General features: G+C 73.8%; 16 protein-coding genes. 9 read left to right on the plus strand and 7 right to left on the minus strand.

The genetic code is table 11. The features are described from left to right. Window positions 1-169 precede the first annotated feature (169 nt). A complete protein-coding gene (gene modA, locus BJ999_RS12730) occupies window positions 170-949 on the minus strand; it encodes a molybdate ABC transporter substrate-binding protein (RefSeq protein WP_179833487.1) in 780 nt (259 codons plus the stop codon). A gap of 114 nt (window positions 950-1,063) precedes the next feature. Between modA and BJ999_RS12735 the strand changes: the two genes are divergently transcribed. Both BJ999_RS12735 and BJ999_RS12740 read left to right on the plus strand, forming a co-directional pair. Then, window positions 1,064-1,738 (plus strand): uracil-DNA glycosylase, encoded by a 675-nt coding sequence (locus BJ999_RS12735; RefSeq protein ID WP_179833488.1) that lies wholly within the window; start codon window positions 1,064-1,066, stop codon window positions 1,736-1,738. Window positions 1,739-1,829: 91 nt separating this feature from the next. Beyond that, a complete protein-coding gene (locus tag BJ999_RS12740) occupies window positions 1,830-2,861 on the plus strand; it encodes a hypothetical protein (RefSeq protein ID WP_179833489.1) in 1,032 nt (343 codons plus the stop codon). Here the strand turns inward: BJ999_RS12740 and BJ999_RS12745 are convergent. From BJ999_RS12745 to BJ999_RS12760, 4 genes are read right to left on the minus strand one after another with little or no spacing between them, the layout of a single operon-like run. Continuing rightward, window positions 2,825-3,691, minus strand: a complete 867-nt coding sequence (locus BJ999_RS12745) for a 1,4-dihydroxy-2-naphthoate polyprenyltransferase (protein WP_179838507.1) — start codon at window positions 3,689-3,691, stop codon at window positions 2,825-2,827. The two genes, BJ999_RS12740 and BJ999_RS12745, sit on opposite strands and share 37 nt — an antisense overlap. A 34-nt stretch (window positions 3,692-3,725) precedes the next feature. After that, on the minus strand, window positions 3,726-5,375 hold the full coding sequence (locus tag BJ999_RS12750) for an MFS transporter (protein WP_229809869.1): 1,650 nt from the start codon (window positions 5,373-5,375) through the stop codon (window positions 3,726-3,728). 48 nt (window positions 5,376-5,423) lie between these two features. Next, window positions 5,424-5,984, minus strand: coding sequence for a GNAT family N-acetyltransferase (locus tag BJ999_RS12755; RefSeq protein WP_179833490.1), 561 nt, complete (start codon window positions 5,982-5,984; stop codon window positions 5,424-5,426). 52 nt (window positions 5,985-6,036) lie between these two features. Then, on the minus strand, window positions 6,037-6,633 hold the full coding sequence (locus BJ999_RS12760; RefSeq protein ID WP_229809870.1) for a CGNR zinc finger domain-containing protein: 597 nt from the start codon (window positions 6,631-6,633) through the stop codon (window positions 6,037-6,039). Window positions 6,634-6,739: 106 nt separating this feature from the next. On the opposite strand from BJ999_RS12760, the gene BJ999_RS12765 reads away from it, so the two are divergent. Together BJ999_RS12765 and BJ999_RS12770 are read left to right on the plus strand one after the other, a co-directional pair. Next, window positions 6,740-6,994, plus strand: a complete 255-nt coding sequence (locus tag BJ999_RS12765; protein WP_179833491.1) for a hypothetical protein — start codon at window positions 6,740-6,742, stop codon at window positions 6,992-6,994. Next, window positions 6,991-7,344, plus strand: coding sequence for a VOC family protein (locus BJ999_RS12770; RefSeq protein ID WP_179833492.1), 354 nt, complete (start codon window positions 6,991-6,993; stop codon window positions 7,342-7,344). Before BJ999_RS12765 ends, BJ999_RS12770 begins: the two co-directional genes overlap by 4 nt. Before the next feature lie 5 nt (window positions 7,345-7,349). On the opposite strand, the gene BJ999_RS12775 is transcribed toward BJ999_RS12770, so the two are convergent. Beyond that, complete coding sequence (locus BJ999_RS12775; RefSeq protein WP_179833493.1) at window positions 7,350-8,741, minus strand: aminotransferase-like domain-containing protein; 1,392 nt, start codon at window positions 8,739-8,741, stop codon at window positions 7,350-7,352. Between the two features lie 28 nt (window positions 8,742-8,769). Between BJ999_RS12775 and BJ999_RS12780 the strand changes: the two genes are divergently transcribed. Continuing rightward, window positions 8,770-9,729, plus strand: coding sequence for a DMT family transporter (locus BJ999_RS12780; protein WP_229809871.1), 960 nt, complete (start codon window positions 8,770-8,772; stop codon window positions 9,727-9,729). Here BJ999_RS12780 and BJ999_RS12785 read toward each other — a convergent pair. After that, on the minus strand, window positions 9,719-9,895 hold the full coding sequence (locus tag BJ999_RS12785; RefSeq protein ID WP_179833495.1) for a hypothetical protein: 177 nt from the start codon (window positions 9,893-9,895) through the stop codon (window positions 9,719-9,721). The genes BJ999_RS12780 and BJ999_RS12785 overlap by 11 nt on opposite strands. 239 nt (window positions 9,896-10,134) lie before the next feature. Between BJ999_RS12785 and BJ999_RS12790 the strand changes: the two genes are divergently transcribed. The 4 genes from BJ999_RS12790 (at window position 10,135) to BJ999_RS12805 (ending at window position 14,307) form a co-directional block, all read left to right on the plus strand. Continuing rightward, window positions 10,135-11,169, plus strand: coding sequence for a glycoside hydrolase family 18 protein (locus tag BJ999_RS12790; protein WP_229809872.1), 1,035 nt, complete (start codon window positions 10,135-10,137; stop codon window positions 11,167-11,169). Window positions 11,170-11,308: 139 nt separating this feature from the next. Then, complete coding sequence (locus BJ999_RS12795; protein WP_179833496.1) at window positions 11,309-11,530, plus strand: hypothetical protein; 222 nt, start codon at window positions 11,309-11,311, stop codon at window positions 11,528-11,530. Between the two features lie 156 nt (window positions 11,531-11,686). Continuing rightward, the gene (dapA, locus tag BJ999_RS12800) at window positions 11,687-12,625 is read left to right on the plus strand and encodes a 4-hydroxy-tetrahydrodipicolinate synthase (RefSeq protein WP_179833497.1); all 939 of its coding nucleotides are present in this window, start codon (window positions 11,687-11,689) and stop codon (window positions 12,623-12,625) included. Further along, window positions 12,622-14,307 carry a ribonuclease J gene (locus BJ999_RS12805; protein WP_179833498.1) on the plus strand — a complete coding sequence of 562 codons (1,686 nt, stop codon included), beginning with the start codon at window positions 12,622-12,624 and terminating at the stop codon, window positions 14,305-14,307. Before dapA ends, BJ999_RS12805 begins: the two co-directional genes overlap by 4 nt. The last annotated feature ends 109 nt before the right edge of the window (window positions 14,308-14,416 follow it).

Genomic DNA, 14,416 nt, shown 5'->3' on the forward strand with positions numbered 1-14,416 from the left:
GTCCCGTTCGGTCGCGGTGTCCCGTTGGGCTGTGGCGCGGGTCGCTGGTCCGGCACGTGTCGCATCTCCCCGTACAACGCGCCCCGGAGACCGGGGCGATCAGGTGTTCCCGAGCCCTGGGGGGCTCCGGGGAGGTAAACGGAAGTCGGCCCCTATCCGTTCCCCCGGGTCACTGGGGAGCGGCGGGTGTGACGAATCCGTACTTGTTGAACAGCCGCTGCGCGTCGGGTGTGACCAGCCAGGCCACGAACGCGTTCGCGGCGTCCTCGTGGCCGCTGTCGCGGACGACCGCGGCGGGGAAGGACGCCGTGACGTTCTGGTTCGCCGGGATGGGCACGCTGCTCGCCGCGATCCCGGCCGAGTTCAGGTCGGTGACGAAGACGATGCCCGCGTCGGCCTCGCCGGCGCGGACCCGGTCCAGGACCGCCCGTGCGCCAATCTCCTCGCTGCTCCACCGGACGGTCACGCCCGCCTTGGCGAGGACCTGGCGGGTGTAGCGGCCGACGGGGACCGTCCCGGCGCCGACGACCACCCGCAGGCCCGGCCGCGCCAGGTCCCGCAGGTCCCGGATCCGGCGGGGGTTGCCCGGCCCGACCGCGATCGTGAGCGCGTCGCGGGCGATGACGCGGCGGCGCCCGCCCAGGTACTCGTCGGCCTCGTCCATGCTCGGCCCGTCGGCCGTCACCAGGACGTCGGCGGGCTCGTGCTCGGCGAGGCGGTCGGCGATCTCCGGCGTCCCGCCGAACGCGAACCGCAGCCTGACGCCCGGGTTCTGCTGGTGGTAGGCCTCCCCGATCTCGCCGAGCACCTCCGTCATCGACGAGGTCGCGAGGACGGTGAGCGTCGCCGGCCCGGAGGGGCCGCCGCAGCCCGCGCCGAGGGCGGGCAGGACGAACGCCGCGAGCAGCGCGGACGCGCGAAGGCGCCGCCGGTGGGGGGAAACGGGCATTTGATCTCATCCTAGGGCCGGGGGGTTCGGAGTCCCTGGATTCGGCCCTGGCGTGTCAGAGGCCCGCACTAGTGTTCCGGGCAACTGGAGATCACGTTTCTCGGAGGCCCGACGATGTCCCTCGACCTGATGGAACTGCTGCCCGGCGACTGGCGCGAGCGGCTCGACCCGCTGCTCGATCCGATCGGCACCGCCGCACTGGGCGCGTTCGTCGCGGGGGAGTACGCCGGGCAGACCGTCTACCCGCCGCGCGAGGACCTGTTCAACGCGTTCCGGCACTGCCCGTTCGACAGCGCCCGGGTCCTGATCCTCGGGCAGGACCCCTACCACGGCCCCGGCCAGGCGCACGGGCTCAGCTTCAGCGTGCGCGAGGGCGTGCGGCTCCCCCCGTCGCTGCGCAACATCTACAAGGAGCTGGCGTCCGATCTCGGCGTCCCCGCGCCGGTGTCCGGCGACCTGACCCGCTGGGCCGACCAGGGCGTGCTGCTGCTGAACGCGGTGCTGACCGTCCGGGGCGGCGAGGCGGGCTCGCACGCGGGCAAGGGCTGGGAGGACTTCACCGACGCCGCGATCCGCGCGCTGAACGACAAGAGCGAGCGCGTCGTGTTCGTCCTCTGGGGCGCCTACGCCCGTAAGAAGGCCCGACTGATCACCGGTCCCCAGCACACCGTGATCGAGTCGGCGCACCCGAGCCCGCTCAGCGCCAAGAAGTTCTTCGGGACGCGCCCGTTCAGCGCCGTCAACAAGGCCCTCGTCGACGCCGGCCGCGCCGAGATCGACTGGGCCTAGCCGGTCGTCTCACCCCCGCGGGGGAGCGGTGGGCCCGCTCTCCCTCCGCGGCGGGAGGCGCGGGGCGGGCGGCCCGGTGGATCGTCGGTCCATGACCCTTTCCGTTCACCGGCCCGCCGGGCGGACGCTCGCCGCGCACGGCGGCCCGGGGCGCGCGCGCCTGGCCGTCTGCGCGGCGACGATCGCCGCGTGCGTCCCCTACCTCACCATCAAGATCGCGTGGCTCTCGGGCAGCACCGTCGGCTGGAGCGACGCCGCCGCGGCCGAGGGTTCCGCGCTGTACGTGGGCAACGCGATCACCCTCGGCATGGACGCGGCGGCCGTGCTGGTGGCGGCGGCGTTCACCTTCCGCTGGGGGCGCCGGATCCCGGCATGGCTGGTGCTGGCGCCGATCTGGGTCGCGGTCGGCCTGCTCGCGCCGATCGTCCTCGCCGTCCCGCTCGGGACCCTCCTGCAGACGTTCTTCTCGTCCGAGCCGCTCATGGGCGATGACAACGCGCTCCAGGGCTGGGTGTACGGCGTCGTCTACTCGGGCTTCACCATGCAGGGCCTCGGCTTGCTGACGGCGTTCGTCCTGTACGCGCGCGACCGGTGGCCGCGCACGTTCGAGATCCGCACCAGGAGCGTCCCCGAGGGCCCGTCCCACTCGCTGCAGGTGCTCCTGGCCCGCGGGGCGGTGGTCCCGGCCGCGGTCTTCGCGGCCGTGCAGCTGTTCTGGGCGTTCGGAGGGACGGCGGGCCTCCACGGCCACGAGGCCGCCGACCGCAACCTGGCCCAGCAGTTGGCCGATGGCGTCGAGGGCCTGCTGGCCGTCGCCGCCGCGGCCGCGCTCGTGCTGATCGTCCGGCGCGCGGGCCGCCCGGGCCGGTTCGTGGTGCCGCTGGCCGTCGCCTGGGCCGGTTCCGGCACCATGTTCGCGGCGTCCCTCTACGGGCTGCTCGTGGTGCTCGGCCGGCCGGGCTTCCTGGCGCCGGACGCCGCCTCGGCCACGGGCCTGGTCGCCCTCGCCGGGGTGCTCGCCGGGCTCGTCACCGGCCTCACCGGCGCCTTCCTGCTGGCCGAGGGCCAGAGCGCTCTGGCCGGAGGTCAGAGCGCCAGGCCGACCGCCAGCAGCACGCCGTAGGCGATCTGCAGCCGGCCGGTCTCGCCGAGCACCGGGATCAGGGCGGGGCCGACCGCGCCGTTCAGCACCTTCTGCGTCGGCGGCAGCGACAGCGGCGCCGCCAGCAGAGCGAGCAGCGCCCACGGGTGCGGCGCCGCCAGGGCCAGGACGAACATGAACGGCAGCGCGGTGCACGCCGCGTACAGGATCCGGGTCCAGCGGTCGCCCAGCAGGACGGCGAGGGTCCGCTTGCCCGACTCCCGGTCGGTGGGGATGTCCCGCAGGTTGTTGGCGACGAGCATCCCGCACGCCAGCAGCCCGATCGGGACCGCTGCCGCCCACGCCTCCCACGGCAGCTCCTCGATCTGGACGTAGGTCGTCCCCACGACGGCGACCAGGCCGAAGAAGACGAACACCGAGACCTCGCCCAGCGCGCGGTAGCCGTACGGCGTCTTGCCGCCCGTGTAGAACCAGGCGGCGAGGATCGCGAACGCGCCGACGAGCAGCAGCCACCACGTCGTCACGGCGGCCAGGACGAGCCCGGCCACGGCGGCGACGAGGAAGCAGCCGAGCGCGGCGGCCAGCACCTGCCTGGGCGGGGCGGCCTTCGACCCGACGAGCCGCAGCGGCCCGACGCGGTCCTCGTCGGTGCCGCGGATGCCGTCGCTGTAGTCGTTGGAGTAGTTCACCCCGATCTGCAGCACGAGGGCGACGACGGCGGCGAGGACGCCGCGCCACCAGACGGGGTCGCCCTCGCCCGCCGCGACGCCGGTGCCGACGACGACGGGAACGAGGGACGCGGGCAGGGTGCGGGGCCGGGATCCGGCGACCCATTGGGAGAGCGTGGCCACAGTCACCGCTTGTTCTCGTGGGACGACAGGGGGACTAGCGCTTCGATTCTTCCCGATGAAGATCAGTGCTCGGGCGCAGCCGCAGTGCGGGCCCGAGCCCGAGGGCGAGGATCGCCGCGGTGGTCAGGGCCGCGTTCCTGGTGGCGGCGGCGAGGCTGGCGTCCGCGGCGTGCGCCTCGGCGGCCAGCCCCGGCGTGTCGTGCAGATCACGCCCGGAGGTCCCGGCGCTGTGGCGCAGGTCGTGGGCGAGGGCCGCCCGCCGCTCCGGGCTCAGCGACGATCCCGCCAGCCGGTCGGTCATCGCGTGCCCGAGGCTGGTCGCGAACACCGTCCCGATCGCGGCGATGCCGAGTGCCGCGCCGACCTGCCGGGCCGTCGACTGGGTGCCGGACGCCTGGCCCGACTGCGCGGGCGGGACGTCCGCGAGCGAGACGTTCGCCAGCTGCGCCGACGTCAGGCCGAGGCCCAGCCCGTACAGCAGCATCCACGGCGCGAGACCGAGCCCGCCCGTCGTCGCGGAGACGGTGAGGGCCAGCCCGAGGACCGCGGCGACCTCCAGGACCAGGCCGATCTGCACGACGCGGTGGGGGCCGCGCCTGTCGGCGAGCCTGCCCGCGGACCCGCCGGACACGAACGCGCCGACGGCCAGCGGCAGGATCGCCAGGCTGATCTGCAGCGGGTTGGTGCCGTGCACGCCCAGCAGGAACAGCGGAAGGACGAACAGCAGCCCGAGCTCGCCGACGTTGATCAGCGCCGAGGTCAGGTTGCCGCGCCGGAAGTTGGGGATGCGGAACAGCGCCAGGTCGAGCATCACCGGCCGGCCCGCCGTCGCCCGGGACCGCTCGACCACGACCAGCGCCGCGATCAGCACGGCGCCGAGCGCCAGGACCACGGGGACGGGGGACGTGGCGGCCTCCGGCCAGTGGAACCCGCCGACGGTGAACGGGCGCGTCGCGGTCCACCAGCCGTACGTCTGCCCCTCGATGATCCCCCAGACCAGCGCGCCGAGGCCGAGGGCGGCCAGCGCGCCGCCCACCCAGTCGATCTCGCGCCGCGCGCCGCCCGGCAGGGGCGAGCGCGTCTCGGGCATGAACCGCAGCGCCCCGGCGATCAGGACGGCGCCGAGCGGCAGGTTCACCCCGAACGCCCACCGCCAGCCGCCGCCGGTGGCCAGCGCGCCGCCCGCGAGCGGCCCGAGCGCCGCCATGCCGCTGATCATCGAGCCCCAGACGCCGAAGGCGACGGCCCGGTCCCGCCCGGTGAACACCGCGTTCACCGTGGACAGCGTCGCCGGCATGAGCATCGAGGCGCCGATGCCCTGCAGCGCCCGCGCGCCGATCAGGGCGGCGCCGCCGGGGGCCAGCGCGACGGCGAGGCTCGCCGCCGCGAACACCGTCACCCCGAGCACGAACATCCGACGGCGCCCGACCAGGTCGCCCAGCCGCCCGAACGGGATGAGCAGCGCGGCGAACACCAGCGAGTACACCGAGGTCGCCCACTCCGCACCCGAGGTGGAAAGGCCCAGGTCGGAGACGATCCGGGGCAGCAGCACGCCCATGATCGTGGCGTCCACGACGACCAGCGAGACGCCGAGGCTCATCACGACCAGGCCGAGCCGGCGGTGCCGGACGGAGGGCGCCGGTGCGGCTGCACGGGGCGGCGTCAGGAAAGTGGACTCGGGCACGACCTCCAAGATATGGCCGGATCGCCCGTGCGCCTCACCGACCCCTGGCTAGGGGCCCGTCCCGTCCGGCGGGGCGCTGATGTCGGTGTGCAGCCGGATCTGCCGGACGGGCTCGCCCATGTCGAGCGTCCGGGACGTCCCGTCGGGCGCCCACCCGGCCGAACCGAGGAACGTCCGCGTCACCTCGTCGCCCTCGAACACCCAGGAGACCAGGGTGGTGAAGCCGTCCTCGCGGAGCAGGTCCACGGTGGCGGCGAGCAGCCGGCTGCCGTGCCCGGCGCGCGTGTGCAGCGGGTCGACCAGCAAGGTGATCAGCTCGGCGGCGCCGTCCGGGTCGAGGTCGGCGTCCTCGGCCGGGGCGTGCGCGGCGAAGCCCACGACGATGTCGGAGGCCACCGCGACCAGGAGCCGGTGCCGCGGGCTCGGAGGCGCCGTGGCCGCCTCCGCCCACCTGTCGCGCCATCGCTCCACCGCGGTGTCGCCGGTCACCTGGCTGAGGACGTCCGCCGGCAGCAGGTCGCCGTAACCGTGCCGCCACGCCCGCACCTGGATGTCGGCGACGGCGGCCGCGTCCGCGCGCCGCGCGGGCCGCACCCCCACATCCGCCATGCCGTGCTCACGTCCTCTCGCCGGGATCCCGGCCCACCCTAGCGAGCGCCGGCTACGCCGAAGCGCGCCGCCGCGCCCGGTAGGCGCGGGTCTTGGCGCGGTTGCCGCAGCTCTGCATCGAGCACCAGGTGCGCGAGCGGTTCTTGGAGGTGTCGAGGAACGCCCAGCGGCAGTTGTCGATCTGGCAGGTCTTCAGGCGCGGCCAGGTCCCGGCGGCGACCGAGTCCATGACCGCGGCGGCGAGCCGGGCCAGGCCGCCGGCGGCGGCGCCGGGCGGGTCGAGCGGGACGAGCGCGGGACGCGGACCGGCCAGAGTGACGCGCAGCGGCAGGGCCGCCAGCACGTCCTCCAGATCGTCTGGAAGGTCGGCCTCGTGCGGCCCGTGGTGGGCCTCCATGGCCTCGCGGAGCCCTTCGCGCAGCGCGACGGCGGTGCGGACGTCGGCGTCGTCGGAACCGGCGCCCTCGGGGACGAGCCCGCGTCCGGCCAGCCATCCGGCGAGTCCGGCGGGCGTGGCGATCTCGTCGGTGGCGGACTCGACGTCGAGCGTGTTGACGAAGTCCGCCAGCAGCAGCGCCGGGTCGGCCGGAGGCAGCGCGGGGCCCTCGCCCGTCTCGGTGCCGGCCATCGCGCCCTCCTGCTCGTCCATGGGGAACTCTACCAAGGATCGACACCGGCATAAAGCGTTCACTGGTTGCGCGAGGTGCAACACCGGCATTACGGTTTGGGAGGTGTCAACGAACGGGAGGACGACCATGAACGAGCTGCCGTACTTCGGGGCGCTCGCGACGCGCCACGCCTGGGCCGAACGCGAGTACGCCCGCCTGCACGCCGACATCGTCGAGGCGAGGCTCGTCGCCCGCGCACGGGCGCAGGAGCGCGCCGCCCAGAAGCGCGCCTGGATCCTCGGCCGGGTCGGCGGGCTGCACCTGGTGCGGCGCACGCCTCCCGCTCCGTACTGCGCCCGCGCCGCGGCGCACCCGGTCCGGGCGGCGGGAGCCGTGCGATGAACCCGAAGGTGGGCAACCTCGTCATCGACTGCGCCGACCTGGGCACCATGGCGGCCTTCTGGGGCGGCCTCCTCGGCATGAAGACGACGGCGCAGAGCGACGACTGGCTCGACCTGGAGCCGCTCGGGGCGGGCGGGCCGCTCCTGTCGTTCCAGCGCGTCCCCGAGGGCAGGAAGGTCAAGAACCGGCTGCACCTGGACCTGGACGTCCCGGACATCCGCGTCGCCGGCGAGCGGGCGGCGAGCCTCGGCGCCACCCCTGCCGGCGGGCCCGCGGGGAAGCCGGCGCACCAGTTCCAGGTCTGGCGCGACCCCGAGGGCAACGAGTTCTGCCTCTGCACCGCCTCATGACCGCCTCATGACCGCAGGACGGCGGCGAGGCGGCGCACGCCCTCGGCCAGCTCCGCCTCCGACGCCGCCGTCCCGTAGCTGATCCGCAGGTGGGGGGCGGGGGCCTCGGCGGGGAAGAACGGGCGCCCCGCGCTGACCAGGACGCCGGCGCGCAGCGCGGCCTCGGCCAGCGCGGTGTCGTCCACGCCGTCCGGCAGCCGGGCCCACAGGTGCAGACCGCCCGCCGGGCGGTTCACCCGCAGCTCCGGCAGGTCGCGGGCGAACGCGGTGAGCAGCGCGTCCCGGCGTGAGCGCAGGGCGGTCCGGACGGCCCGCAGGTGGCGCGGCCACACCGGCGAGCTGACCAGTTCCAGCAGCGTCTCCTGCAGCGGCCTCGCGGGGAAGAACTCCTCGACGAGCTGCGTCGCGCGGATCCGCTCGGCGACCGGCCCCCGGGCGACCACCGCGGCCACCCGGAGGCTGGGCGCGGTCGCCTTGGTGAGGGACGCGACGTGCACGACCCGGCCGTCGGCGTCCTGCGCGATCAGCGGCGGCGGGGGCGCGTCGATGCCGAGGTGCCGCGCGAAGTCGTCCTCCACCACGAACGCGCCCGCCGCGCGCGCCACGTCCAGCACCCGCTCGCGCCGCTCGGCCCCCAGCACCGTGCCGGTCGGGTTGTGGAAGGCGGGCTGGGTGTAGAACACGCGCGCCCCGCTGATCGCGAACGCCTCGGCGAGCAGGTCGGGACGGACGCCGCCCGCGTCCACCGGGACGGGCACCGGATGCAGCCCGCTCGCCCGCGCCACCGCCAGGACGCCCAGGTACGTCGGCGACTCGACCAGTATCGGGGCGCCCGGCGGGAGCAGTGCCCGCAGCACGGTCGTCAGCGACTGCTGGCCGCCGCTCGTGATCAGCACGTCGGCGGGGGCGACGGCGCCGCCGACCGTGCGGGCGAACCAGGCGCGCAGCTCCGGCGCGCCGCCGAGCCGCGGCATCTCCCACGCGTCCGGGCGCCGGGCCGCCCGCGCCGCCGCCGTCGCGAGCGCCCGCACCGGCTGGAGCGTCGGGTGCAGGTAGCCGCCGCTGAGCGCGACCACGCCGTCCGGCGCCGGGGTGAGGAGCCACGACACCCCGGACGGGTCCACGGACCGGTCGCCGAGCGTCACCGCCTGCCAGCCGAAGTCGGCCGGTTCCGCGGCGGCCTCGGCCCGCGGCGCGGCGAACGCCCCGCTGCCCGGCCGCGTCACCACCAGGCCCTCGGCGGCCAGCAGCCCGAGCGCCCGCGACACCGTGACCGGGCTGACCCGGTGCCGCTCGACCAGCGCACGGCTCGACGGCAGGCGCTCGCCGGGGCTCATCCGGCGGACCTCCGCGCGCAGCCGGCCGGCCAGCGCCGCCACACTGCTATCGTCTTTCATGAGGAACAAAGATAGCGCTACTGTCTCCTTGCGGGTAGCGGCCGGCACCCGCGGGGCGGGCCTGGGGCTCGCGGCGCTCGGCGTCCTGACCTTCTCCCTCACCATTCCGACGACGGTCTTCGGGCTCGAAGGGCTCGACCCGTACATGATCGGCATCGGCCGCTCCGCCGCCGCGAGCGTCCTCGCCGCCGTCGCACTGCTATCGGTCCGGGCGCGCCCGCCGCGCCGCGGGCAGTGGGCGAGCCTCGCGGTCGTCGTCGCCGGAGTGGTCTTCGGCTTCCCGCTGTTCTCCACGCTCGCGCTCGACCACGGCGCCTCCTCCGGCCACTCGGCGGTGGTCGTCGGGCTGCTGCCCGCAGCCACCGCCGTGCTCGGGGTCCTGCGCGCGGGGGAGCGGCCCTCCCGCGCCTTCTGGCTCGCGAGCGCGGCCGGAGCGGCCTGCGTCACCGCCTTCGCCCTGGTCCGCGGGGCGGGCCGCGTCACGCCCGCCGATCTGCTGCTGTTCACCGCCCTTCTGACCTGCGCGGCCGGCTACGCCGAGGGCGCGCGCCTGGCCCGCGACATGCCGGGCTGGCGGGTCATCTCCTGGGCGCTCGTCCTGGCGGCCCCCGTCACCGTCCCGGTCACCGGGTGGCTGCTCGCCACGACCCACCCCGCCTGGACGGCCCACACCGTCCTCGGCTTCGGCTACGTGTCCGTCTTCTCCGCCTACCTCGGCTTCTTCGCCTGGTACGAGGGACTGGCGCGGGCCGGGATCGCCCGCGCCAGCCAGATCCAACTCACCCAGCCCATGCTCACCCTGTTCTGGTCGGGCGTCCTCCTCGGCGAACGGATCGACGCCACGACCGCGCTGGCGGCCGTGGCCGTGCTGGTCTGCGTGGCCCTCACCCAGCGCGCCCGCATCCGGCGCGCCCTGCCCGACGTCGCGCAGGCCCGTGCGGCCGAAATGCCCGCCGGGCGTGCGCGGCGCGGCGAGGTCAGTCCTTGACGATCTGGGCCAGGAGCGTGATGACCGCCACGCCCACCCCGATCGGGATCGCCAGATCCGGGGCGGCGGCGGCGAGGGCGGCTGCGCCGATCGCCACCAGGATGATCACTAGGGCCCGCGTGCTGATCAGGGGGCGGGGCTCACCCTGTCTAGGTGGGACTCGCATGCCGGTTGACCTCCATCCGTGTGGACGGTAAGGACCGGGCGGCTCCCCCATCGAGACCAACGGGTCGACACCACGAGCCGCCTCGTGGATACAAGGTTCCCCTCTTGTCAACCGCTGCCGCGCGCGGCGCGCGAACACGTCCCAACCATGATCGTTTTATGGCCGGATCGTGGGACGCGGCTGGGGCGCCGCTGGTGCGGCCCGCGCTTGGCGCCCGGATCTTCCGACATGATTGCGTGATGCGCGTTATGGGGCGGGCCGGTCGAATTCTGGGGTGGGCGACGGCCTACGTGCTCGGCCTCGCCTCGCTGGTGTTCGCCGGGGTCTGGGTGTGGTGGCAGCCCGAACCCCGGGCGCGCGGCACCGAGGCCAACGCACTCTGGGCGCGGCACCAGTGGGTGGGGGAGCCCCACAGCGACGCCGAGTACAGGGCGCTCGGAGAGCTGCTGAAAGAGAACCGCATCACCGACGTCTTCTTCCACGCGGGGCCGTTCGAGGCGGACGGCACCGTGCCCGAGGCCAAGTACCGCTACGCGCGGCAGCTTCTCGCCGCCGTGCACCGGTACGCGCCGGGCGTTCGCGCGCAGGCCTACCTGGGGCAGATCCGGGTGGTGGACGGCCAGGGCGTCATCGACCTTGACGACCCGGCCGTGCGGGCGCGGGTGCTCGGGACGGACGCGGCCTTCCTCGACCTGGGGTTCGACGGCATCCACTACGACTTCGAGCCGATCTACCCCGATGACCGCGCCTTCCTCGCGCTCATGGACGCCACCCGCGAGCTGACGCGGTCGAAGGGGAGGCTGCTGTCGGTGGCGCTGGAGCAGCAGACCCTCCTGGACGGGGCCCAGCCGATCTACAAAACGCTCCTGCCGCGCACGGGGAAGTTCCACTATCCGCCGCGCCCCACCCGGGATTTCCTGCGCGCCGTCGCCGACCGTGCCGACCAGGTCGCGATCATGACCTACGACGTGTCGCTGCCCACACGCTCCCTCGCCGGGTGGCACTTCGCCCGGCACACCCGCACGACGCTGGAGCTCATCGGCGACCGCACGACGGTCTTCATGGGCGTCCCCACGTACCGGCCCCTCATGGAGTGGGCGGAGGACCTGCCCGTCGCCCTGCGCGGCGTCCGGCGCGGGGTCGATGATCTCGAACGGCCGCCCAGGCGGCCCTACGGCGTCGGCGTGTACGCGGACTGGACGACCAGTCCGGCCGAATGGTCACGTTACCGCGCCACCTGGCTACCCCAAGCGACAGGAAGTTTTGGCGGCTGAGAAACCCACGCCGCGACGTTCCGAAACTCACGTTTGCCCAGGTAAAAAGGGGTGGATACCCGCACAATCCCGGGGGTAGTGGAGGGTGCGGAAGGTCAAGCCTCGACAGGCGGATGGCAAAGGGAAGTGGGGACGGCCGATGGACACTCAGCAGTCCGCGCGGCACGACGCCGACCGTATCGGCGAACTGGCGGCCGAGTTCGCCGGGTGGCGGATCGGCCGGGGCGGGTCCGGGCAATGGTGGGCCGTCCGGGGGAACGACCTCGTGCGCACGCGCGACGTCGAGGAGCTCCGCGTCCGCCTGCATGAGATGACCGCGGGGTCACGTTATCCAACCGAGTCCGGGACGTGGCCGGACTGACCCCGTAACGCGGCATTTGCGTGCCACGATGTCGGTTGTGGGAGCCGCCGCCACGCGTACCCCCGAGCGTGTGGCGGCGGCTTCCTCCCCGATTTCTCCCGTTCCGCTTCGACCTGCGGGTCCAAGTGGAAGGGCCGGAACGGTACCGTTCGTTGCATGGCACCCAGCACATCCACTGACGCTCCGTTCGGACGGATGCTGACCGCCATGGTCACCCCGTTCCTGCCGGACGGCGGCGTCGACTACGACGGCGCCGCGCGCCTCGCGACCCACCTGGTCGACGACCGGCGCCACGACGGCCTCGTCGTCAACGGGACGACGGGCGAGTCGCCCACGACGAGCGACGAAGAGAAGAGCACGCTCCTGCGCGCGGTCATCGAGGCGGTCGGCGACCGCGCCGTGATCGTCGCCGGTGCCGGGACCAACCACACCGAGCACAGCCTGAAACTCGCGCGGCAGGCCGAGGCCGCGGGCGCGCACGGCCTGCTCGTGGTCACGCCGTACTACAACAAGCCCCCGCAGGAGGGCCTCGTCCGCCACTTCACGGCGGTGGCCGACGCGACGGCGCTGCCCACCATGCTGTACGACATCCCGGGCCGCGCCGGGGTGCCGATCCAGAACGACACGCTCGTGCAGCTCGCCGAGCACCCGCGGATCGTCGCCGTCAAGGACGCCAAGGGCGACCTGTTCGGCGCGTCCAGGGTGATGGCCGAGACCGACCTCGTCTGGTACTCCGGCGACGACAACCTCAACCTGCCGTGGCTGTCGGTCGGGGCGGCGGGGTTCGTCAGCGTGGTCGGCCATGTGGTCGGCGTCGAGCTCCATGAGATGATCGACGCATACCGCGCCGGCGAGCACGGGCGGGCGCTGGAGATCCACCGGCGGCTGCTTCCCGTGGTCGCCGCCATCATGACCCGTACGCAGGGCGCCATCGCCGTCAAGGCAGCGCTGAACCTGCTCGGCCTCCCCGGAGGCGGCCCGCTTCGCGCGCCGCTGGTGGAGGCCCCGCCGGAGTTCGCGGCGCACCTGCGCGAAGACCTCACGATAGGGGGAGTCAAAGTGCCGGAGGTCGTCATCCCGGAGGTCGCCCGGTGAGCCATCCTCACCCGGAGCTCTCGGAACCGCCCGCGCCGCCCAAGGGGGGGCTGCGGATCGTCGCGCTCGGCGGGCTGGGGGAGATCGGCCGCAACATGACGGTGTTCGAGTACGGCGGTCGCCTGCTCATCGTCGACTGCGGCGTGCTCTTCCCCGAGACCGAGCAGCCCGGCATCGATCTGATACTGCCCGACTTCGAGTACATCAGGGACCGGCTGGACGACATCGAGGCCGTCATCCTCACGCACGGCCACGAGGACCACATCGGCGCCGTCCCGTACCTGCTGCGCGAGCGCCGCGACATCCCGCTGGTCGGCTCGCGGCTGTCGCTGGCGCTGCTGGAGGCCAAGCTCACCGAGCACCGCATCAAACCGGTGACCAACGTGGTCGCGGAGGGGGAGCGCCGCGCGTTCGGGCCGTTCGACTGCGAGTTCCTCGCCGTCAACCACTCGATCCCGGACGCGCTCGCCGTCGCCGTCCGCACGCCCGCCGGGCTCGTCCTGCACACCGGCGACTTCAAGATGGACCAGCTCCCGCTGGACGGCCGGCTCACCGACCTCCCGGGGTTCGCCCGGCTCGGCGCCGAGGGCATCGACCTGCTGATGTCGGACTCGACGAACGCCGAGGTGCCGGGCTTCGTCACCAGCGAGCGCAACATCGGGCCGGTCGTGGACGAGGTGTTCCGCACGGCGCAGGGGCGGCTCATCGTCGCCTGCTTCGCCTCGCACATCCACCGCGTCCAGCAGGTCCTGGACGCCGCCGTCGCCAACGGCCGCAAGGTCTGCTTCGTCGGGCGGTCCATGGTCCGCAACATGGGCGTCGCGCGCGAACTCGGGTACCTGAACGTCCCCGAGGACATCATGGTCGAGCAGAAGGTGATCGACGACATCCCCGGCGACCGGCTCGTGCTGGTGTGCACCGGTTCGCAGGGCGAGCCGATGTCGGCGCTGTCGCGGATGGCCAACCGCGACCACTCGATCCGCATCACCGAGCGCGACACCGTGATGCTGGCGTCCTCGCTGATCCCGGGCAACGAGAACGCGGTCAACCGCGTCATCAACGGCCTCACCCGGTGGGGCGCCCGCATCGTCCACAAGGGCAACGCGCTCGTGCACGTGTCCGGGCACGCCTCGGCGGGCGAGCTGCTGTACGTGCTCAACATGACCAAGCCGGCGAACTTCATGCCCATCCACGGCGAGTGGCGGCACCTGCGCGCGCACGCCAAGCTCGCCGCGCTCACCGGCGTGCCGGAGGACGGCATCGTCATCGCCGAGGACGGCGTCGTCGTCGACCTCCTGGACGGCCAGGCCAAGATCGTCGGTGCGGTGCCCGCCGGGTACGTGTACGTGGACGGCCTGTCGGTCGGCGAGGTCACCGAGACCTCCCTGAAGGACCGGCGCATCCTCGGCGAGGAGGGGTTCGTCTCCATCGTCATCGGCCTGGACTCCACCTCCGGCAAGCTCGTCGCCGGTCCCGAGGTGCACGCCCGCGGCGCCGGCATCGTCAACGAGGACTTCAACGAGGTCATCTCGCGGATCGAGGACGTGCTGCGGGACGCCGCCGGCGACGGCGTGAACGACGTGCACCAGATCAGCCAGCTGATCCGGCGCACCGTCGGCAAGTGGGTCAGCGAGAACTACCGCCGCCGCCCGATGATCATCCCGGTGGTCGTCGAGGTCTAGCGGCTCCGCCGTCCGGACGGCCGCGGTCCGGGCCCCTTCGCAGGGGCCCGGGGCTGCGGCCGTCCGACACGCCAGCCCGCGCCATCCCGGGAACCGCGAGGGTCCTTGG

The sequence above is a fragment of the Actinomadura citrea genome, from assembly GCF_013409045.1.
Lineage (GTDB): Bacteria > Actinomycetota > Actinomycetes > Streptosporangiales > Streptosporangiaceae > Spirillospora > Spirillospora citrea.

Coding starts and splice junctions, on each gene's coding strand:
- modA (WP_179833487.1), bottom strand. CDS start 949: ATGCCCGTTTCCCCCCACCGGCGGCGCCTTCGCGCGTCCGCGCTGCTC.
- BJ999_RS12735 (WP_179833488.1), top strand. CDS start 1,064: ATGTCCCTCGACCTGATGGAACTGCTGCCCGGCGACTGGCGCGAGCGG.
- BJ999_RS12740 (WP_179833489.1), top strand. CDS start 1,830: ATGACCCTTTCCGTTCACCGGCCCGCCGGGCGGACGCTCGCCGCGCAC.
- BJ999_RS12755 (WP_179833490.1), bottom strand. CDS start 5,984: ATGGCGGATGTGGGGGTGCGGCCCGCGCGGCGCGCGGACGCGGCCGCC.
- BJ999_RS12760 (WP_229809870.1), bottom strand. CDS start 6,633: ATGGACGAGCAGGAGGGCGCGATGGCCGGCACCGAGACGGGCGAGGGC.
- BJ999_RS12765 (WP_179833491.1), top strand. CDS start 6,740: ATGAACGAGCTGCCGTACTTCGGGGCGCTCGCGACGCGCCACGCCTGG.
- BJ999_RS12770 (WP_179833492.1), top strand. CDS start 6,991: ATGAACCCGAAGGTGGGCAACCTCGTCATCGACTGCGCCGACCTGGGC.
- BJ999_RS12775 (WP_179833493.1), bottom strand. CDS start 8,741: ATGAAAGACGATAGCAGTGTGGCGGCGCTGGCCGGCCGGCTGCGCGCG.
- BJ999_RS12785 (WP_179833495.1), bottom strand. CDS start 9,895: ATGCGAGTCCCACCTAGACAGGGTGAGCCCCGCCCCCTGATCAGCACG.
- BJ999_RS12790 (WP_229809872.1), top strand. CDS start 10,135: ATGCGCGTTATGGGGCGGGCCGGTCGAATTCTGGGGTGGGCGACGGCC.
- BJ999_RS12795 (WP_179833496.1), top strand. CDS start 11,309: ATGGACACTCAGCAGTCCGCGCGGCACGACGCCGACCGTATCGGCGAA.
- dapA (WP_179833497.1), top strand. CDS start 11,687: ATGGCACCCAGCACATCCACTGACGCTCCGTTCGGACGGATGCTGACC.